Source organism: Flavobacterium maritimum, assembly GCF_040049085.1.
GTDB classification, from domain to species: domain Bacteria; phylum Bacteroidota; class Bacteroidia; order Flavobacteriales; family Flavobacteriaceae; genus Flavobacterium; species Flavobacterium maritimum.
Map to the genome: position 1 here is coordinate 245,828 of NZ_JBDLZY010000005.1, position 18,700 is coordinate 264,527.

Annotated in this window: 21 protein-coding genes and 1 tRNA gene; 16 read left to right on the plus strand and 6 right to left on the minus strand. The window is 33.8% G+C overall.

The window, feature by feature from the left end; genetic code table 11:
• Positions 1 to 43: 43 nt before the first annotated feature.
• The 4 genes from ABEB23_RS12400 to ABEB23_RS12415 form a co-directional block, all read right to left on the minus strand.
• Positions 44 to 283, minus strand: a complete 240-nt coding sequence (locus ABEB23_RS12400; RefSeq protein WP_348812917.1) for a GlsB/YeaQ/YmgE family stress response membrane protein — start codon at positions 281 to 283, stop codon at positions 44 to 46.
• A 167-nt stretch (positions 284 to 450) separates the two neighbouring features.
• Complete coding sequence (locus tag ABEB23_RS12405) at positions 451 to 1,551, minus strand: DUF4407 domain-containing protein (RefSeq protein ID WP_348812918.1); 1,101 nt, start codon at positions 1,549 to 1,551, stop codon at positions 451 to 453.
• A gap of 250 nt (positions 1,552 to 1,801) precedes the next feature.
• Positions 1,802 to 3,403, minus strand: coding sequence for a phosphoenolpyruvate carboxykinase (ATP) (gene pckA / locus ABEB23_RS12410; protein ID WP_348812919.1), 1,602 nt, complete (start codon positions 3,401 to 3,403; stop codon positions 1,802 to 1,804).
• 70 nt (positions 3,404 to 3,473) lie between these two features.
• Positions 3,474 to 3,869 carry a DUF423 domain-containing protein gene (locus ABEB23_RS12415; RefSeq protein WP_348812920.1) on the minus strand — a complete coding sequence of 132 codons (396 nt, stop codon included), beginning with the start codon at positions 3,867 to 3,869 and terminating at the stop codon, positions 3,474 to 3,476.
• A gap of 202 nt (positions 3,870 to 4,071) precedes the next feature.
• Here ABEB23_RS12415 and ABEB23_RS12420 point away from each other — a divergent pair, with 202 nt between their 5' ends.
• The 15 genes from ABEB23_RS12420 (at position 4,072) to ABEB23_RS12490 (ending at position 15,815) form a co-directional block, all read left to right on the plus strand.
• Positions 4,072 to 5,442, plus strand: coding sequence for a saccharopine dehydrogenase family protein (locus ABEB23_RS12420; RefSeq protein ID WP_348812921.1), 1,371 nt, complete (start codon positions 4,072 to 4,074; stop codon positions 5,440 to 5,442).
• A gap of 402 nt (positions 5,443 to 5,844) precedes the next feature.
• Positions 5,845 to 6,489, plus strand: a complete 645-nt coding sequence (locus ABEB23_RS12425; RefSeq protein ID WP_348812922.1) for a hypothetical protein — start codon at positions 5,845 to 5,847, stop codon at positions 6,487 to 6,489.
• Positions 6,446 to 7,357 carry a hypothetical protein gene (locus ABEB23_RS12430; RefSeq protein WP_348812923.1) on the plus strand — a complete coding sequence of 304 codons (912 nt, stop codon included), beginning with the start codon at positions 6,446 to 6,448 and terminating at the stop codon, positions 7,355 to 7,357. The genes ABEB23_RS12425 and ABEB23_RS12430 overlap by 44 nt, the downstream gene beginning before the upstream one ends.
• A 176-nt stretch (positions 7,358 to 7,533) precedes the next feature.
• The gene (locus ABEB23_RS12435; RefSeq protein ID WP_348812924.1) at positions 7,534 to 7,836 is read left to right on the plus strand and encodes a hypothetical protein; all 303 of its coding nucleotides are present in this window, start codon (positions 7,534 to 7,536) and stop codon (positions 7,834 to 7,836) included.
• A gap of 3 nt (positions 7,837 to 7,839) precedes the next feature.
• A complete protein-coding gene (locus ABEB23_RS12440; RefSeq protein WP_348812925.1) occupies positions 7,840 to 8,367 on the plus strand; it encodes a hypothetical protein in 528 nt (175 codons plus the stop codon).
• A 221-nt stretch (positions 8,368 to 8,588) separates the two neighbouring features.
• On the plus strand, positions 8,589 to 9,521 hold the full coding sequence (locus ABEB23_RS12445) for an alpha/beta hydrolase (RefSeq protein ID WP_348812926.1): 933 nt from the start codon (positions 8,589 to 8,591) through the stop codon (positions 9,519 to 9,521).
• A 284-nt stretch (positions 9,522 to 9,805) separates the two neighbouring features.
• On the plus strand, positions 9,806 to 10,105 hold the full coding sequence (locus tag ABEB23_RS12450) for a lysozyme inhibitor LprI family protein (RefSeq protein ID WP_348812927.1): 300 nt from the start codon (positions 9,806 to 9,808) through the stop codon (positions 10,103 to 10,105).
• Positions 10,106 to 10,290: 185 nt separating this feature from the next.
• On the plus strand, positions 10,291 to 10,713 hold the full coding sequence (locus ABEB23_RS12455) for a hypothetical protein (RefSeq protein ID WP_348812928.1): 423 nt from the start codon (positions 10,291 to 10,293) through the stop codon (positions 10,711 to 10,713).
• A 204-nt stretch (positions 10,714 to 10,917) separates the two neighbouring features.
• Positions 10,918 to 11,415: an SMI1/KNR4 family protein gene (locus tag ABEB23_RS12460; protein WP_348812929.1), complete on the plus strand. Its 498-nt coding sequence runs from the start codon at positions 10,918 to 10,920 to the stop codon at positions 11,413 to 11,415.
• Positions 11,416 to 11,651: 236 nt separating this feature from the next.
• Entirely contained in the window at positions 11,652 to 12,377 is a 726-nt protein-coding gene (locus ABEB23_RS12465) for a hypothetical protein (protein WP_348812930.1), read from the plus strand.
• Positions 12,378 to 12,513: 136 nt separating this feature from the next.
• Positions 12,514 to 12,987: a hypothetical protein gene (locus tag ABEB23_RS12470; RefSeq protein WP_348812931.1), complete on the plus strand. Its 474-nt coding sequence runs from the start codon at positions 12,514 to 12,516 to the stop codon at positions 12,985 to 12,987.
• A 163-nt stretch (positions 12,988 to 13,150) separates the two neighbouring features.
• The gene (locus tag ABEB23_RS12475; RefSeq protein ID WP_348812932.1) at positions 13,151 to 14,239 is read left to right on the plus strand and encodes a type I restriction enzyme HsdR N-terminal domain-containing protein; all 1,089 of its coding nucleotides are present in this window, start codon (positions 13,151 to 13,153) and stop codon (positions 14,237 to 14,239) included.
• Positions 14,240 to 14,646: 407 nt separating this feature from the next.
• The gene (locus ABEB23_RS12480) at positions 14,647 to 15,126 is read left to right on the plus strand and encodes a DUF2975 domain-containing protein (protein ID WP_348812933.1); all 480 of its coding nucleotides are present in this window, start codon (positions 14,647 to 14,649) and stop codon (positions 15,124 to 15,126) included.
• A 2-nt stretch (positions 15,127 to 15,128) separates the two neighbouring features.
• The gene (locus ABEB23_RS12485) at positions 15,129 to 15,356 is read left to right on the plus strand and encodes a helix-turn-helix domain-containing protein (protein ID WP_348812934.1); all 228 of its coding nucleotides are present in this window, start codon (positions 15,129 to 15,131) and stop codon (positions 15,354 to 15,356) included.
• A gap of 153 nt (positions 15,357 to 15,509) precedes the next feature.
• On the plus strand, positions 15,510 to 15,815 hold the full coding sequence (locus tag ABEB23_RS12490; protein ID WP_348812935.1) for a YciI family protein: 306 nt from the start codon (positions 15,510 to 15,512) through the stop codon (positions 15,813 to 15,815).
• A gap of 185 nt (positions 15,816 to 16,000) precedes the next feature.
• On the opposite strand, the gene ABEB23_RS12495 is transcribed toward ABEB23_RS12490, so the two are convergent.
• Both ABEB23_RS12495 and ABEB23_RS12500 read right to left on the minus strand, forming a co-directional pair.
• Complete coding sequence (locus ABEB23_RS12495; RefSeq protein ID WP_348812936.1) at positions 16,001 to 16,426, minus strand: toxin-antitoxin system YwqK family antitoxin; 426 nt, start codon at positions 16,424 to 16,426, stop codon at positions 16,001 to 16,003.
• 244 nt (positions 16,427 to 16,670) lie between these two features.
• Positions 16,671 to 18,059 carry a dipeptidase gene (locus ABEB23_RS12500; RefSeq protein WP_348812937.1) on the minus strand — a complete coding sequence of 463 codons (1,389 nt, stop codon included), beginning with the start codon at positions 18,057 to 18,059 and terminating at the stop codon, positions 16,671 to 16,673.
• Positions 18,060 to 18,168: 109 nt separating this feature from the next.
• Here ABEB23_RS12500 and ABEB23_RS12505 point away from each other — a divergent pair.
• A tRNA-Leu gene (locus ABEB23_RS12505) sits at positions 18,169 to 18,250 on the plus strand.
• The last annotated feature ends 450 nt before the right edge of the window (positions 18,251 to 18,700 follow it).

An 18,700-nucleotide genomic window follows, 5' to 3' on the forward strand; every position in this document is an offset into this window, starting at 1 on the left:
TTCAAATCATTGAAATCCCTTTTTTCGATTTATTTCTGAGGTATTATTTTTTAAATAAACTAATCAGGAAAAGTAAAATCCAAGCGCCAACAGCTGCAATTATAATTTGCCATAGTAAGCCACCACCGCCAATTCCTAATTTACCTGCAAGCCAACCTCCAAAAATACTCCCTATTATCCCTACAATTATATTACCGAATAAACCAAAGCCACTACCTTTCCATAGTTGCCCGCCTAGCCATCCAGAAATGGCGCCAATTAATAGAAAATAAAAAAATCCCATAGGTTTATTTTTTTAAGTTAATTAACCGAAGTTAACAAAAAAATCAACATAAAACACAATAAATCAGTATTTTATATAAATAAACTTGTGGTAAAATATTACCTTAAGACGTGGAAAGATCTAATTTCTTGATTATTTTTTCCTGCTTCTTGTTTTGTACTTAATTTTTATAGTGTTTTGATCTGCTTTTCAACAAAGTTATGAGATTGCTGTTCTAATAATTCGGTTGCGTTTTTTCTTTGCAAATCGTAGAGTTTCTTATCCTGAGCAATATCTTCGTAGACTTTGTCATGCATAGCTGCACTGGTTTTTACCAATAAAGTACGTTGGTATTTGTCTTGTTCCAAAGTTGCTTTTAAAGCAGTTTCCAAATCCTCCAGCTTATAATCGTATTCTCCTTTTGGAGATAAAAGTTTAGCAATTATTGGAGATGTTTCAATGGCTAAAAATAGCAGCATAATGAAAAAGGAAGGTAGCCAAGGCAATTCGTTCAGGGCGTTAATTCGTGCCATTAAACCGTCAAAACCTTCAATGATAGGTTGGGTTTCAGTAACTTTTTTGTCTAAATCGCCCTGCAATGTCTGAGAGGTTTTTTCTAATAAAGCAATTTTGGCTAAGTTGTTTTTCTGTAAAGTATCCAGTTCTTTTTTGGCCAAATCATGTTTGGCTATTTTTTCTTTAAAAACAGGGCCTTTCCCTAATCTCTTGGTTCCTGCAGTTCCTTCTGCTTCGGAAATGTAGGTTTCGTATAAGGTGTTTACTTCTTTTTCTTTCTTCGCGATTTCCGATTTTAAACTCGTGATTTCGGCTTTGTTTTTGTCTAAATCTGATTTGAAATAATTAGCCACTTCTTTTTTGTTGTTCAAAGCCATGGCATTTTTCTCTTTCAACAGAACGGTATTGATCTCTTTTTCGAAAATTTTAATCTCCAGAGGCTTCGAAATAACGATGGCAATGATAATCGCTAGAATAATTCGCGGTGTTGCCTGAAGAAATTCGCCCCAGAAAGAATCTCTTTTTCTGATCGTGGAAACAATAAAACGGTCCAGATTAAAAATAAGTAAACTCCAAACGACACCAAAAAGAATGGCGGGATATATATCGTCAAAAACGGTGAAGAGGGCGTAAGCACTGGCGATAAAAGCCATAACAGCAGTAAAGAAAACGGTGGCGCCAATACCAACAAATTTGGTTTGTTCACCTTCGGAGCAACCTTCGAGCAGGTTTTTATCAGCCCCGGAACAGAGGATAAAAAATTGTTTTAACATGATTGATTTGATTTGTCCCGATAACTGTTATCGGGTGATTGATTTTTGATTGATTGATTGTTTCGCCAGTTCACCTTTTAAGGGCGTCTGGAGATTGCAAATTTAGTACCAAAAAATGAATATTGGTATAAATACTTGATTTGTTTTCACTTAGAGTATTGCTTTGTGGGAAATAGTAGTTTTTTTGTAAAAACAAAAAGGAGCCGTTCGTAATGAACAGCTCCTTTCCTTTTTTGAATTTATAATTAACTTATGCTAATGGGGCTCCCGCCAAAATTTCTGAATTTGCGAAAGCAGCAAATTTATCAAAATTAGCTTTGAATTTTTGAGCCAATTCTACCGCTTTTGTATCGTATAATGCAGGATCTTCCCAAGTATTTCTTGGATTTAATATTTCATTAGGTACGTTTGGACAAGATTGCGGAATTGCAATTCCAAAGACATCATGATTTACGTAATCAACAGCCTCTAATTCTCCGTTTAGTGCTGCTGTGATCATCTCACGAGTGTATTTCAGTTTCATACGACTTCCTGTTCCGTAAGCACCACCAGTCCAACCAGTATTGATTAGCCATACTGTTACATTGGCATCTTTCATTTTTGTGCTTAGCATCTCAGCATATTTTGTTGGATGCAAAGGCATAAATGGCGCACCAAAACAAGCAGAGAAATTTGGTTGAGGTTCAGTAACCCCAGCTTCTGTTCCGGCAACTTTAGCAGTGTAACCAGAAATAAAATGGTAGGCTGCCTGACCTGGTGTCAATTTAGAAATAGGAGGCAAAATCCCGAAAGAATCAGCCGTTAAGAAAAATATATTTTTTGGATTGTGTCCTATTGAACCCGGTTGAATATTATCAATGTGATAAATTGGGTAACTAACTCTGGTGTTTGGAGTGATAGAAACATCTTGGAAATCAACTTCATTTGTTCCTTCTTTGAAAATCACGTTTTCCAGAATTGCACCTTTTTTGATGGCTCTAAAAATGTCCGGTTCGTTTTCTTCAGTAAGGTTAATTACTTTGGCGTAACAACCCCCTTCAAAATTGAATACGGTATTTTCATTGGTCCAGCCGTGTTCGTCATCACCAATTAATTTACGATTAGGATCGGCAGATAAAGTTGTTTTACCCGTTCCGGATAATCCGAAAAATATCGCAGTATCACCATCTTTTCCAACATTGGCACTGCAATGCATCGGTAAAGTGTTTTTGAAAACTGGCAGAATAAAATTCAAGGCTGAAAAAATTCCTTTTTTCATTTCTCCTGTATAACCGGTTCCTCCGATAAGAGCAATTTTTTTAGTAAAATCCAAAATGGCAAAATTACCTTGACGTGTACCGTCTACAGCAGGATCAGCAATAAAATGTGGTGCACAGATAACAGTCCATTCAGGAGTGAAATTTTCTAATTCCTTCTCTTCCGGTCTCAAAAACATGTTGAAGCAAAATAAATTTGACCAAGCTGTTTCTGTAACGACGCGAACATTCAATCTATAATTGGGATCAGCGCAAACATAAGTGTCACGCACAAAAACTTCTTTGTTTGAAAGATAGTCGGTCACTTTGTTTAACAAAGCTTCAAACGCTTCCGGTGCGAAAGGAATGTTTACATTTCCCCACCAAACATCGTTTTCTGTAATGCTGTCTTTTACAATAAATCGGTCCTGAGGAGAGCGACCTGTAAATTCGCCGGTGTTAATGGCTAATGCTCCGGTAGAGTTTTCAATTCCTTGTCCGGATTCTATCGTAATGCGGTGTAATTCTTCCGCAGGTAGTTGATAATGAATAGTTGGGTTTTGTATTCCTAAGTTTTGTAACGAAATCGATTGCGTAAATAAGGCGTAATTCTCCATAAATTTATAGTTGTGATTTGTTTATCAGACCGCAAAAGTATAAATTAATTTCAAAAAACCCTTTTGTATTTTATATTTTCTTTTTTGAAGCTCTTAAAAAGTCAAATATTAACATTCCCCAAGCGCTTATTAATAAGAAACCCCCGATAGGAGTTATAAAACCGATAACTTTAAAGTCGAAAGAAGTAAGGTCATTTGTTGCCAATAAATAGATCGAACCGGAGAAGAAAAGGACTCCAAAAACGACTAAATAATAGATGCTTTTTTTTGTTTTTTCGGACAGGCTCGGGAGCAGTCCGATGAATAATAAAAACAAGGCATGGTACATTTGATAGCGTACTCCGGTTTCAAAAGTAACAAGTTGTTCAACGGACAGTACTTTTTTTAGGGCATGTGCTCCAAAAGCGCCTAAAATTATGGCAATCATTCCCAAAACAGCTCCTGTAGAAATTATCTTTTTATCCATATCTGAATTTATTTAGTGCAAAAGTATTCCTTATAGGTGTAAGAGAAAAATTTTTTCAAGATTGTTTCGATGATTTTCATTTCTTTGAACAAATATATTTTTTATCATTTTTTTTACAAATTTGATTTTTTTTTCTTTTTAACAAAACTTATTTGTTATAAATATAACAATATTGTATGTTTGTGTTATATTTAACTAATTTATGAGAACAATTTTAATAATTGGTGCCGGAAGATCAGCTTCATCGTTGATACAATATCTCTTGAATAAATCAGAAAAAGAAGATTTACATCTTATAATTGGTGATTTGTCATTAGAGTTAGCACAAAAAAAAACCAATAATCATCCCAATGCCACACCCATTGCATTAGATATTTTTGATGAAAATCAAAGAAAAAATGCGATCCAAAAAGCTGATATTGTTATTTCGATGTTGCCGGCTCATCTTCATATAGAAGTAGCCAGAGACTGTATATTCTATAAAAAACATTTGGTTACAGCATCTTATGTAAGTGACGCTATGCAAGAATTAGACGCTGCTGCAAAAGAAAACAATTTGATTTTCATGAACGAAATTGGTCTTGATCCTGGGATTGACCACATGAGTGCCATGAAAATTATTGATGAAATCAAAGACAAAGGCGGAAAAATGCTTTTGTTTGAGTCTTTTTGTGGTGGATTGGTGGCTCCGGAATCAGACAATAATCTTTGGAATTACAAATTTACCTGGGCACCGCGAAATGTGGTTTTGGCAGGGCAGGGCGGAGCGGCTAAGTTCATTCAGGAAGGGGCTTACAAGTACATTCCGTATTGTAACTTATTCCGCAGAACCGAATTTCTTGATGTAGAAGATTATGGCCGTTTTGAAGCCTATTCTAATCGGGATTCCCTGAAATACAGGAGTGTGTATGGTTTAGATGATGTACTGACTTTATACCGGGGAACCATCCGTAAAGTCGGATTTTCTAAAGCTTGGAATATGTTTGTACAATTAGGTATGACCGATGACAGTTACATTATGGAAGACTCAGAAAACATGAGTTACCGACAGTTTGTAAATGCCTTTTTGCCCTATCATCCAACGGATTCTGTTGAAATAAAAATGCGATTAATCCTGAAGATTGATCAGGACGATATCATGTGGGATAAACTTTTGGAGCTGGATTTGTTTAGCCGAGAAAAAAAAGTAGGTTTAAAAAATGCCACTCCTGCACAGATTCTGGAAAAAATCCTTAGCGACAGCTGGACATTGCAACCAGATGATAAAGATATGATTGTCATGTACCATAAATTTGGTTACGAATTAAATGGCAAAAAAGAACAAATAGATTCCAAAATGGTATGCATTGGCGAGGATCAAACGTATACGGCCATGGCCAAAACAGTAGGTTTGCCGGTAGCAATGGCTACTTTATTGATATTAAACGGAAAAATAACTACTCCAGGTGTACAACTTCCAATTCGTAAAGAAGTGTATTTACCAATTCTGAGAGAGTTAGAAGAATATGGTGTTGTTTTCAAAGAGCAAAGCATGCCGTATTTGGGATACAATCCTGATAAAGATTTTAGCTAGTTTTTTTTTAGAATTATTAGTTTGTTAGATCCGCTTCTCCCTGTAAACACGGGGAGTTGCGGGTTTTTTTGTACCCCACAGATATACCGTAATTTCCTTTGGGCGTGACCCCAGCCAGCAAAAAGGGCTAGCAACAGTCCGGTCAGGGCCCTTTTCCTGTCTGCTGTCGGGCTATCCGCGCTACTTCGGTAGCTTGCTCCTATCCCTCACGCGAATCGTCCTGATAATGAGGAAAATCAATTTCAGGAAAAACAGCCGCCAAATAAGGAATTCTTTTAAATTTTATAAGATAATTTCTATATATTTGGTAAATATAAATACTGGCACCTGTCAGACAAAGCCACCCATTTTAGCATATACAAGTTAGGCGTCACTTTAAACAGAAATCACAGAATAAACCAAATGAAAAAAATAATTGACGGAAAAATAAATGATATTGAATACGATAAAACGGCGTGTAAAATTTTATGGATTTTGAAAGAAGCAAACATTTCCTCAAAAGATAAAGAAGAAGAAATAGATGTATGTGAAGGTTTCCGTAATGGTTGGCATATTAAAAATGCATTATCTGTGCCTACATTTCGAAAAATAATTTATGCAACATATGGAATCTTAAATCCGAACGTTGAATGGGAAAATGTACCTTTTGCAAATCAAGAAGCTTATGAAGTGGTTCAAAAGATTGCATATATCAACATTAACAAATTTCCTGCTGATTCTTCATCAAATGATTGGGAAATTAAAAAAGCATATAATGACGGAAAGTATGAACTTTTAAAACAAATTGAAGATTTAAAACCTAACATAATAATATTTGGAAACACATTAAAATATTTTGAAGAAGAGGATTTAGCCAAAATAAATTGGGATATTTCAAAAACAGAGAAAAAATACGCCGATAGCAATACTAATAATACAGCTTTTTATATAATTTCTCCTGATAAGATGTGTATAAATGCATATCATCCTTCATATCCTAAAATAGCAGACAAAACATATTGGGATGAAATTAGAAACACATTTAAAATTTGGAAATCGAATAAGTAACACAAAAAAAATGAAACTATTAAAAATTACTATTGTTGGTCTGCTAATTACATTATACTCTTGCTCCAAAATGGACACTAATAGCGGAAGTGGAAAGGTCAAAATTTTTAAGGAATTAAATAATTGGATTGTGGACAAAACAACATCCGAACCTACTTTGGATAAAAAAATTGAATTACAATTAGATTCAATCACTTACCAAGTTAAAACACATTCATTATATCCAGATGAATTAGAAATGGAGGTTATTAAAAAAACTGATATTGACCTAGAAAAAATTGTTAATGAATATAAGAAAAATGCCAATCCAGGCAAAAATTATGTATTAGACAATTTAAGTAAAAAAACCCAAACTGAACTGTTGGCTAAATTTAAAACCGATAACATTAGTTTTAGAGTACTTGCTTTAAGATTTAAAAATAGAATAACTGATAATCAACTTCAATTTGAATACCTGAACGTATTATTTGATCAAAATGGCGATTATAGACTTCTTGCAGATAGAACTAATCTCAATGATATTTCATCTAATGCCGTAGCAATTGCTGCCTTATATATTAATGATTTTATTAAACAGACTTTAAGTGAAATGAATAGTGAAGCAATTGTTGAGCAATCAAATTCAGATAGTAATATTACTTATTTAACAAAAGAGGAGTTTGCTACTATTATGCCATCAGGAAGGAAAGATTTTATGGAGCATAATTTAGAATGGATTGAGAAAACATACAAAGAGGATACCGAAAACATTAAGAACGATGAAACTTTAAGTTCAACAGATAAAGCAGATTATATAAAAGAAATTAAAAACGATTATGCTAAAAGAATTGAAGGTGTAAAAAGAGACGGAGAATGCAGATTCAAGTAAAAAAACGAACGCCTAACACACACTACAAGCAAGCTGGGCATTTGGCTCAATTGAAAATGGTTTGTATTTTAAAAATTAGTTTTTAACCGAAAGTTTAGGCTTTCTAATCCCAGCCTACGTGTAGCGCGGGGACGTTAGGCACAACTATAATGTAAAACTATAAAAATAAATTATAAATGAGAGAAGATTTAAAAAGACTAGTTTTAGAAACAGCTAAAATTAAAGCAAGAAGTTTAGGTTATAATTTAACATCTGTCGCTGAAGGAGATTTAAAAGGCTTTATCGACAATGGTATTGACAGAATGTCAACATCTGAATATTTATCAAACTCAGATAATCTTAGAGCATTAAATAATGTGGAAATTTTAATTGAAAGAATGTATTCTGACGCAAGATCAAGATCTATAAATGAAAGTTTAGATTATAAAAGTTTTTCAAATGCAAGAGCGAGTATTTGTCCTTTGTGGCCATTTTGTTAAATCATGAAAACAAACGAACAAAAAGCTTTTGATTTTGCAGCAGACACAACAAAGCAACTAATAACTTTAGCGACAGGTATAATTGCATTAACAATTACTTTTTCAAAAGATATTATTGGAGCATCTCAATTATCTAATTCAAGCTTAATTTTTTGGTCTTGGGGTCTTTTTATTTTTTCAATTATTTGTGGCATTTGGACTTTAATGGCTTTGACAGGAAATTTACAGCCTATGAAAAAGAAAACAAATGAAATAGAAAAAACAGAAGATCAAAAAGTTGAAGAAATAATAACTGAAGAATGTGAAATCAACATCAACATTAACACTAACAATGTAAAAATCCCTTCTGTTGTTCAAATTCTATCTTTTATTATAGCCCTAATTTTTACAGTCCTTTTTGGAATTAATTCTATCAAAAATTCAAATAATAAAAATGACAGTAACGAAGAATCTATAGAAGTAATAAAAAAAACAGAATACCAAATAGTTGAACCAAAGAAAACGGAAAAATTAACGTTCAAGCGAGAATAGCTGCGCCTACCAGCTACTACAACGGATTTGGGGCAATTGTCTTAATGGAAAATTGTTTTTGTATTTGGGATGATTTGCTTCGCCTGTTCGTCCCGATAATTATCGGGACTCGGGTGGCAAATCCGAAGAATGGGCTTAAATTAACCCCAAACCCGCTGTAGTACCAGAACGTTAACTGCAAGTACAGAACTACATGCCGTAAACAAAGAACTGACACGATTATGAAATTTATATTAACAATAATAACTTTTTCTCTACTTTCATTTGGTTGTATTGCACAGAAAGTAAATAATCTAAAAGTTGAAAAGGTTTACCTTGACAATGCTGACACAACAAAAAACCATTATACTATAATTTATCCACCCCATTTACCATGGAAAGGATACATGTTTTTAATCCCAGGACTTGGACAAACAGCCGAAAATGTTTTACAACAAACTGAACTACCGAAAAAATTAGCTTTGAATGGAATTTTGACGATTATACCAACTTTTCAGAATGGAGAATTATCTTTTGGTGTGGATAGTTTAAGTCAACAATCTTTTAATAGAATTTTAATAGACGTGACTTCTAAACATAAACTTATTGACCAAAGATTTTATGTTGGTGGATTTTCAATTGGCGGAAGTTGTGCGGTTAAATATGCAGAAAACCCAACTATAAAACCAACCGCAATTTTTGCGATTGACCCGCCACTTGATTTTGAACGAGTTTATAATTCAAGTAAAAGAGAGATAAGACTATCCGTAAACAAAAGTCCAGATGAAGAGAGAGTTTATACGATTGAGAAACTAGAAAAAGAAATGGCGGGTTCACCAAAAACTGCATTAAAAAATTATTATAGTATATCACCTTATTCATTTAACGACACAACCCAAACAGCTATTAAAAAAATAATAAAACTTCCTTTGAGAATTTACTCTGAACCTGATATTAATTGGTGGTTGAAAGAAAATGCAGAGGATTTCACAGGGATGAATGTTACGGAATGTTCGGCAATGATTAATGAATTGAATAGACTCGGAAATACTAAAGCAGAATTGATAATTACGCAAAATAAAGGATATAGAAAACCTGACAATAGTAAGCATCCGCATTCTTGGAGCATTGTGGACAATAATGAATTAATCGAATGGTTGTTAAAACAGAAATAAAGCCAGCAGGTAACAGCTACTACAACGGATTTGGGAAAAGTTGGTTTTGTATTTGGGATGATTTACTTCGTCTGTTCGCTATCGCTCGGGTGCTTCGTCTGTTCGTCCCGATAATTATCGGGACTCGGGTGGCAAATCCGAAAATAGGACTTAATTTAATCCCAACCTCGCCAAGCACCAGAGCGTTAACGGTAATACTAAACAGCAATTGACTATTAAAAGAAATTATGGTAAATAAATATTCTCTCCTTATATTATTTTTTGTGTTCTTAAACACTTCTAATTTGAAAGCGCAAACTCAAATGGAAATGAACCGAACTGCACACAATGATTTTAAGAAAGCTGATGCAGAACTTAATAAAGTGTATAAGCAAGTAATGAAAATTCTGAATGAGAAAGAAAAGAAACTAATGATTAAGGCTCAAAAAGACTGGCTGACTTTTCGTGATTCACATTGTGAATTTGAGATTGAGCAATATGATGGAGGAAGTATGCAACCGTTAATTCATTCTAACTGTTTAACAGAGCGGACAAACGACAGAATTGAAGACTTAAAAGCAATTTTAGAAGATGAAGCAAGATAAGTACTATCGCTAACAGCGGTTTCGCAAGATTTGGGTTTTAGGCTTGATTTAAGGTTGGTTTTGTATTTGAAAATTTTGTATCTAACCGAAAAATAAGTCTTAATTTAGTCCCAAACCCGCTGTAGTATCAGAACGTTGTGCGTCAGTTTATTGAAGTAACATAATAATAACAATAACAAAAGAATATGAGAAATTTAGCTTACACGATTGTATTAACATTAATCGCGAATTTTAGTTTTAGTCAAGAAAGTGCTCAACCAGAAACAAAAACTTATGATTCAAAATTAGTTGGTTGTTGGAAGGGTTCAGAGGTTGGACAACAACAAAAAGGATTAAGTAAATATTGGGTTTCTTGTAGATTCGAAAATGGTACAAGCACATTATTGTTTGTATCAATTGATAAAAATGGCGAAATAACACAAGAGACAGAAAATGGGAAATGGTGGGTAGAAAATGGAAAATATTATGAATTGCACAATTATGATGGAGTAACAGATGTTTACGATTATGAAATAATTGAAGATAGCGTGAAATTTAAATCAATAGAATTAATGGGGAAAAAGGATTCAACTTATTCTTTCTTTGATTACAAAATTCAAGAAGATTAAATAAAAAAACCGAACGCACAACAGCTACTACAACGGATTTGGACAATAGGCTTAATGGAAAGTTGGTTCTGTATTTGGGATGATTTACTTCGTCTATTCGTCCCGATAATTATCGGGACTCGGGTGACAAATCCGAATAATGGGCTTAATTTAATCCCAAACCCGCTGTAGTACCAGAACGTTGACGGAAACCCAAAGAAAAGAATGGAAGACAAAATTTCGATCACATATAAAAATTTAATAAAATTCTCAGGTTCTATTTTGAGTTTAGGAAGCCCAATAATAGACAAGCGAATTGAAGAGTTTGAAAATATAATTGGATATAAACTGCCGAAAGATTTTAAGTGGTTTATTGAAAAAAATAATGGCTTTTCTTTATTCGGAAATGAAGTTAATGGACTTGGAGAAGAGTTTTTAAATGCTTCCCTTGACAAAGTTTATAATTTTGAAAATTCAGAAGTTGAAAATCCAATGCCAAAATATTTTTTACCATTTTCTCCTGATGGTTATGGAAATCATTATTGTCTTGATTTTTCTCGAATTGAAAATGAAATTTGTCCAATTGTTTTTTGGCAACACGATTTTAAATACGAAAACTTAACCGAAGTTGAAACTTGTAATGATAGTTTCGTTGATTGGGTCAATGAAGTGTTAATTGAGTGGACACTTGAAGAATATAATTATGATGGAACTGAAAAGTAAAATGGGTTACCCGCCAACAATTACTACAACGGATTGGGCAATTGGCTTAATGGAAAAATAGTTTTGTATTTGGGATGATTTACTTCGTCTATTCGCTATAGCTCGGGTGCTTCGCCTGTTCGTCCCGATAATTATCGGGACTCGGGTGGCAAATCCGAATAATTGACTTAATTTAATCCCAAACCCGATGTAGTACCAGAACGTTGGTGGCAAGTTAACCTCAAAATTCCGCTAAAATGGAAATGATAAAAAATTCCGCAAAATATTTCTTTATTGTTATAACTATTCTATTGTGCAATTGCAAAGGCAAAAACGATACAGAAATAAATCTAAACGGATACTACGGAATGAGTCAATATTTCCAATCTAAAAACACGAATACTAATTATGTTGAAACGTTTCTACTGAAAATTGACAAAAACAAAATAAAAATGTTTGGAACTGTTCAAACTTGGGGAAATAGTTATAGTTACAAACTTAATAGAACAAAAGATACTATTCTGTTAGGACAAAATACTAAAATTTACGGTAAAATTGATGATCATAATATTCTATATTTTGAAACCAACTTAGATAATAAAATCAAAAAAATAGAATACAAAAAAATACCGAATATTGAAAAAATAGTCGAAAAAGATGGAATCAATAGTGTAAAGTTAGGAAATCTATTAAGTAACTTATTAATCGTTGGGAAATATAAATACAAAAACAAAATCATTACTTTTAACAAAGAAGGAACTGTTGAAAATTTGGATGAATTTCGTAATTATCGGATTAGACCAAGATTAGGGACTTGCTCTTATTATGATGATAGAATAATAGAAACTGAGAATGGAACTTGGAAGTATCAAAAGAAAAATGAGAATCTAATTTTAAACAAATACTCAGCCAAAAGAGACGAATATGAAATGTATATTTTAGGAAATGAGAAAATTGAACTTGAAAAAATAACCAGCCACTAACACACGTTTCAATCGATTTTCGAATTTAGTGGAATTAGCGTTTTTAATTGTGTTTTCGTTAAGCCGAAAATACTCTGCTATTAATTCCGCTTGAAGCGTGGGAACGTTGGCGGTAATATGACTCACTAAACTAAAATTGAAAACAAATAAAAAAATCTTTATGAAAGTTACTATTTGCACTTTATTCTTTATTCTAATTTCACATACAACTTTGTTTAGTCAAACTATTGACAAACTAAAAATTGATAATACTGAAATGCCTAAAGAGTATTCTATTTCAGAAACTCCAAATTGCATTTCAATTCAAGCGTGTATGTTTTATAAACAGACTGATATGTACAGTATGTTTCTTGGAAAAATAAAAAATAAATCTGTTCAAAATTTTGAATGCAAAAACGATAGCGGAAGTATAATGTATTTTGAGTTTGAAGAGGATTTTAAAGGAGAAGGTTTTTTAACTGGATTATTATGGGGACAAGCAAAAAAACCAACAAAAGAACATCCAGAACAAATCTTTACAAAAGGCAAATTTTTAGTCATTTGGAGTTTTAACGACAAAAGTGAACTTCAGAAAATATCTGAAACCAAAGTGAAACAAGTACTAAATTAAAAATACTACCGTCAACAGTTACTACAACGGATTTGGGCATTAGGCTTAATGGAAAGTTGGTTTGTATTTGTGAGAATTTAATTAATCCGAAAATAAGGCTTAATTTAGTCCGAAACCTGCTGTAATACCAGAACGTTGGTAGTAAGCTTAACAAAAATCGTAGATGAATAACGAAAAATGGAAAGAAATATGCTTTTTGCTATCCGAAAATATTCGGACAGAAATTAGCGAAAGTGATTTTGAGCAAAATGTAATTCAATCCTTGCGAGTTTTAGATTGGAAAGAATATTCTGGAGATTTACAAATTCGTCCATCATTTCCTATTGGTGCTTCAAACAGAATTGTTCCTGATATAGTTATAAATTCAGCAGAAAAGAAAAACTTATTTGTAATTGAAATCAAACAACCAAATATACCGCTGAATACTAAATTTCAACAACAGTTATTTTCTTATATGCGCCAATTAAAACTTCAATATGGTGTTTTAATTGGTCAAGTTATTCAAATATTTTATGATGGAGATTTAACAGAATATGACGAACCAGTTCTACTTGAAACGATTGATTTTGAAAAAAATAGTCAAAAAGGACAAAAATTTGTGGAATTATTTAACAAAGAGAATTTCAGTTATAACTCATTAAATACATTTGCACAAAATTCACTGAATAAAATCAATAGAAAAAATGAGCAAAAAATATTGTCGCAGATAATCTTATCACCTGATTACGAACCGAAAATTTTAGAATTAATTAAACTTGACTTTCTAAATAAGTATGACGGAGAAATAATCGACAATGTCCTGCAAGGGTTATCCATAAACATTACAACAAAGAATCCAACTGAAGTTGGAATACCAAAAATTCAAACCGATATTTCCGAACAGTCTGAAATTAAAAGTTCGAGAGACAAAACAAAATACATTATTAACGGAACAGGAACAAAACTTGCGAAAAACAAATTTGTTTTAGAATTAGTTCGAGCTTATTTAAAAGAAAAACCTTTAAATTTTAGCAGTCTTAAAAATATTTTTCGTGACGAGTATCAAGGTTCAACCGGAGTTATTAACGAACTTGAATTAGTAGAAACAAAATATGCCAATAAATCTAATAAAAGACATTTTACTGGAAATGAAAACATATTGGTAAGCAATGATAATGTAAAGTTTGTAGTTTCGACAGAATGGGGTAAAGGAAATATTGATAATATTGTTGATTTGGCTAGAAAAGAAGGGTTTAAAATTGAAGAAGTTTAAACTAAACCTACAAAAAGCCAGCTACTAACAAAGGCTGCTACAACAGATTTGGGTAATTGGCTTAATGGAAAGTTGGTTTTGTATTTGGGATGATTTACTTCGTCTATTCGCTATCGCTCGGGTGCTTCGCCTGTTCGTCCCGATAATTATCGGGACTCGGGTGGGGAATCCGAAAACAGCGCTTAATATAGTTCCAAACCCGCTATAGTGCGAGAACGTTAGCGGTCATTGCAGCTGACAATCCAACTAGTCCTAACTCTGACAAGTCAAGTTCTGAATTTGTAAAACAGTTTGATAAAACAAAGAGATTACTCTTCTAATGTTTTCTATAAACAATAATTATTTATTGTTTATCAATAAATAATTATTACATTTGCAGCAGTAGAATCTAAAAATCTAGAATTATTATGAAAAGAATTTCAACAATATTTCTTCAGGCAGTAATCGTGCTTATTGGCATTGTGGCGCTTGCCATTTTGATTCGGCTTCCCTTAACCGAGGGAAGAGCCGTAAACTTAGATTTGGTCAGCATTTATTCTGATCCGTTCATCTTGTATGGATATGCAGCATCAATCCCTTTCTTCTTTGCGCTGTATAAGACGTTCAAATTGCTAGGATACATCGGACAAAATAAAGTATTCTCAACTAATGCTGTTGGAACTTTAAAGAGTATTAAGTATTGTGCAATTGTATTAAGTATTTTAATTGTGACGGCAGGACTATACATAAAGATATCCCATAATAAGGAGGATGACCCTGCGGGTTTTATTGCTATTTGCATAGTGACGACTTTTGCTTCTATCGTAGTTGCAACTGCTGCAGCAATATTTGAAAAAATCTTGCAGAATGCCATAGATATGAAATCTGAAAATGACTTAACAATTTAACCATGCCAATCATTGTAAACTTAGATGTGATGATGGCAAAACGAAAAATTTCGCTGAATGAACTTTCTGAAAGAGTTGATTTGACATTATCTAACCTCTCTATCTTAAAGACGGGTAAGGCGAAAGCAATTCGTTTTAGCACCTTAGAAGCAATTTGTAAAGCATTAGATTGCCAACCAGGTGACATTTTGGAATATGTAAACGACAAAAAAGCAACAACGAACCGCTAACACGGGTTTTGCGTCAGCCGGACTGACGTGCAAACTTGGAGTTTTATGCTTCTATTCAACATTTCTGGCAGACAGTTTTGTACTCCGTAAGCAAAGCCCGAGAACGTTGCGGGTCATTGTAACTATAGACACAAACAATTAAAAACAGACATTATGGAAAAACAATTTTATGCAGTTTATTTGAACCCTTCAAGACCTGACTTTGCAATGACAATGACAGACATTGAAAGAGTAATTATGGGACAGCACGTTGCTTATTGGACAGAAAAAATGAAGCAAGGTAAAGTTTATGCTTTCGGACCTGTTATTGACCCAAAAGGAATTTATGGACTTGGAGTTGTAGCGGTAGACAATGAACAAGAACTAAAGGACATCATCGCAAACGACCCTGCTGGAAAAATAAATAAGTACGAGTATTTTCCAATGAGAGCTGTCGTGCCTACTATTTCAATCGGCTAATAGCAACTTTCGTCCAGAAATTGTTTTTGGCTCGACAATTATTTTATTGCGGACAATTGCGCAATGGGACGACGAGCGAAAGAAAATCAACGAACCGCCAACAGCTATTACAACGGATTTTGGCCATTGGCTTAATGGAAAAATTGTTTTGTATTTGGGTGTTTTGCGACAACCGAAAGAGAAATTCAATTTTTTATAGCTATATCCGAAAGTAAATTGCCTTCTTCGTATTTTTTCACTCCAATTAATTTACCTTTTTCGTTATAAAATTTCCATTCGCCATCATAAAACCAATGGGTTTGTATCGTGTCTGTGGTTGTTTTTGTTTGTCCCTTTGATTGGGTTTTTCCGTTTTTATGGTAGGTTGTTGTATGACAAACATTGTGTTTGTAATTTTCTTTTTTGATGAGTTTTCCATTCAGATAATACCGCCATTTTTTTACAGGATCTCCCTGATGGTATTTTCCAACCGATTTATAATGAGCGCTGTCTATGGAATAGTTTTCTATCCAAAGACCTTCTCTTTTTTTAGCGATTTTTTGATTGATTGGATTTGTTTTACAACCGAGTACTACTAGTAAGAATGCAAATGAAATGAAAAGATACCGCATAGTTTGAAATTTTCTGAAGGAAATAGTTTTATAAATATAAGAATATTATGATGGAATTTAAAAATAAAACATCTAGTGTAGCAGGAGGTTGCGTTAGGGGTAGGAGCGGCATCCTTTTGCATAATGCAATGAAGCAAAAGATACAGCGGATGACCCGACCGTAGGGAACGCCCAAAAAAAAAATCCGCTCATTGCTGAACGGATTTTAGATATTTTTCTTTGTGACTTAGCTTTTGCAGTAAAACTACTTGCTTAATTCTACAAAATATTTATAAAATAACGGAATGGTTTCGATTCCTTTTAAATAATTGAAAATTCCGAAATGCTCGTTTGGAGAGTGAATGGCATCACTGTCTAAGCCAAAGCCCATCAGGATTGTTTTGCTTTTCAGTTCTTTTTCGAATAAAGCCACGATAGGAATACTTCCTCCGGAACGTACCGGAATAGCAGGGACTCCAAAGGTTTCGGTATAGGCCATGTTGGCGGCTTTGTACCCGATGCTGTCAATTGGGGTCACATAACCTTGTCCGCCATGATGTGGTTTTACTTTTACAGTAACTCCTGCGGGAGCAATGCTGATGAAATGTTTGGTAAACAATTCGGTGATTTCTTCCCAATCTTGATTAGGAACCAAACGCATAGAGATTTTAGCAAAAGCTTTGCTGGCAATCACGGTTTTGGCGCCTTCACCAGTGTAACCTCCCCAGATTCCGTTGACATCCAGTGTTGGTCGGATAGAATTTCTTTCGTTGGTCACATATCCTTTTTCACCGTACACATCATTTAGGTCTAGTGCTTTTTTATATTTTTCTAAATTGAAAGGAGCTTTGGCCATTTCGGCTCTTTCTTCCAGAGATAATTCTTCTACTTTATCATAGAAACCCGGAATGGTAATGTGGTTGTTTTCGTCGTGAAGGGAGGCAATCATTTTGGCTAAAACATTTATGGGATTAGCTACAGCGCCTCCGTACAAACCGGAATGCAAGTCACGATTAGGTCCGGTAACTTCAACCTCTACATAACTCAAACCGCGAAGTCCGGTGGTGATAGAAGGCTGTTGATTGGAGATCATTCCGGTATCCGAAATCAAAATCACATCATTTTTTAGTTTTTCCTGATTGCGTTCTACAAACCAGCTCAAACTTTTGGAACCAATTTCTTCTTCGCCTTCAATCATAAATTTTACGTTACAAGGCAAAGTATTCGATTGTACCATGTACTCCAATGCTTTTACATGCATGTACATTTGGCCTTTGTCATCACAGGATCCGCGGGCAAAAATGGCACCTTCGGGATGGATTTCGGTTTTTTTGATAACAGGTTCAAATGGAGGAGAAGTCCATAATTCCATTGGATCTGGTGGTTGCACATCATAATGTCCGTAAACCAGAACAGTGGGTAAATTAGGGTCAATTATTTTTTCACCGTAGACAATTGGGTAGCCTGGTGTGTCACAAATTTCAACAAATTCACAACCTGCTTGCTCCAAACTGGCCTTTACAGCATCGGCTGTATCAAAAACATCTTGAGAGTAAGCAGTGTCTGCACTTACGGATGGAATTTTCAATAATTCTATTAATTCATTGATAAACCGATCTTTGTGTTGTTGAACGTATGATTTTATATTTTCCATATTGGGTATTTTTTTTATGGTTTCAAAAGTACAAAAAAGAGTATGAATATTTTTTGCATAAATTGCTTTGAAAGTTAGAAGATATGTTTATATTTGCACTCACAATTTCGCGGATATGGTGAAATTGGTAGACATGCCAGACTTAGGATCTGGTGCCGCAAGGCGTGTAGGTTCGAGTCCTATTATCCGCACCGAAAAGCTTCTCAATTTGAGAAGCTTTTTTTTTTGGTCTATGATTAAAACTGCCGTTTGTGTAAAAAGTCATCCTGTCAAAATAACTATTCAAAGCTTTTTAAATTGAAAATCTAACTTACATGAGCTTATAGGGCTTATAGTGTTCAGAAAAAATCCTAAATAAGAAAGCTGCGGATTATACATAAAGATTGGATTGAAGACTGGATTGCGAGAAGAACTGAAATAACATCCTTTATTTTTCTCCTTTAATAGATTTTCGGATAGCTATTGGGATTGTGGTTATGACCAAATTTAAAATGTATTACTCTATTTCAAACGCGTCTTGCCAGACAGCCAATATTTCTTTCTAATAAATTCAACTCATTACTCCTAGTTGTTAGAGTCGTAAATGACTCAAATTTTTGCTACTATTAAATGAAATAGCCCATCGTAAATAGTAAAGGTTG

Excerpts from the sequence above, each read along its gene's own strand:
- ABEB23_RS12465 (WP_348812930.1), top strand. The coding sequence starts at position 11,652 with ATGGAAATGATAAAAAATTCCGCAAAATATTTCTTTATTGTTATAACT.
- ABEB23_RS12485 (WP_348812934.1), top strand. The coding sequence starts at position 15,129 with ATGCCAATCATTGTAAACTTAGATGTGATGATGGCAAAACGAAAAATT.
- ABEB23_RS12495 (WP_348812936.1), bottom strand. The coding sequence starts at position 16,426 with ATGCGGTATCTTTTCATTTCATTTGCATTCTTACTAGTAGTACTCGGT.
- ABEB23_RS12490 (WP_348812935.1), top strand. The coding sequence starts at position 15,510 with ATGGAAAAACAATTTTATGCAGTTTATTTGAACCCTTCAAGACCTGAC.
- ABEB23_RS12445 (WP_348812926.1), top strand. The coding sequence starts at position 8,589 with ATGAAATTTATATTAACAATAATAACTTTTTCTCTACTTTCATTTGGT.
- pckA (WP_348812919.1), bottom strand. The coding sequence starts at position 3,403 with ATGGAGAATTACGCCTTATTTACGCAATCGATTTCGTTACAAAACTTA.
- ABEB23_RS12430 (WP_348812923.1), top strand. The coding sequence starts at position 6,446 with ATGAAATTAGAAACACATTTAAAATTTGGAAATCGAATAAGTAACACA.
- ABEB23_RS12440 (WP_348812925.1), top strand. The coding sequence starts at position 7,840 with ATGAAAACAAACGAACAAAAAGCTTTTGATTTTGCAGCAGACACAACA.
- ABEB23_RS12415 (WP_348812920.1), bottom strand. The coding sequence starts at position 3,869 with ATGGATAAAAAGATAATTTCTACAGGAGCTGTTTTGGGAATGATTGCC.
- ABEB23_RS12405 (WP_348812918.1), bottom strand. The coding sequence starts at position 1,551 with ATGTTAAAACAATTTTTTATCCTCTGTTCCGGGGCTGATAAAAACCTG.
- ABEB23_RS12420 (WP_348812921.1), top strand. The coding sequence starts at position 4,072 with ATGAGAACAATTTTAATAATTGGTGCCGGAAGATCAGCTTCATCGTTG.
- ABEB23_RS12475 (WP_348812932.1), top strand. The coding sequence starts at position 13,151 with ATGAATAACGAAAAATGGAAAGAAATATGCTTTTTGCTATCCGAAAAT.
- ABEB23_RS12435 (WP_348812924.1), top strand. The coding sequence starts at position 7,534 with ATGAGAGAAGATTTAAAAAGACTAGTTTTAGAAACAGCTAAAATTAAA.
- ABEB23_RS12480 (WP_348812933.1), top strand. The coding sequence starts at position 14,647 with ATGAAAAGAATTTCAACAATATTTCTTCAGGCAGTAATCGTGCTTATT.
- ABEB23_RS12500 (WP_348812937.1), bottom strand. The coding sequence starts at position 18,059 with ATGGAAAATATAAAATCATACGTTCAACAACACAAAGATCGGTTTATC.
- ABEB23_RS12400 (WP_348812917.1), bottom strand. The coding sequence starts at position 283 with ATGGGATTTTTTTATTTTCTATTAATTGGCGCCATTTCTGGATGGCTA.
- ABEB23_RS12460 (WP_348812929.1), top strand. The coding sequence starts at position 10,918 with ATGGAAGACAAAATTTCGATCACATATAAAAATTTAATAAAATTCTCA.
- ABEB23_RS12425 (WP_348812922.1), top strand. The coding sequence starts at position 5,845 with ATGAAAAAAATAATTGACGGAAAAATAAATGATATTGAATACGATAAA.
- ABEB23_RS12455 (WP_348812928.1), top strand. The coding sequence starts at position 10,291 with ATGAGAAATTTAGCTTACACGATTGTATTAACATTAATCGCGAATTTT.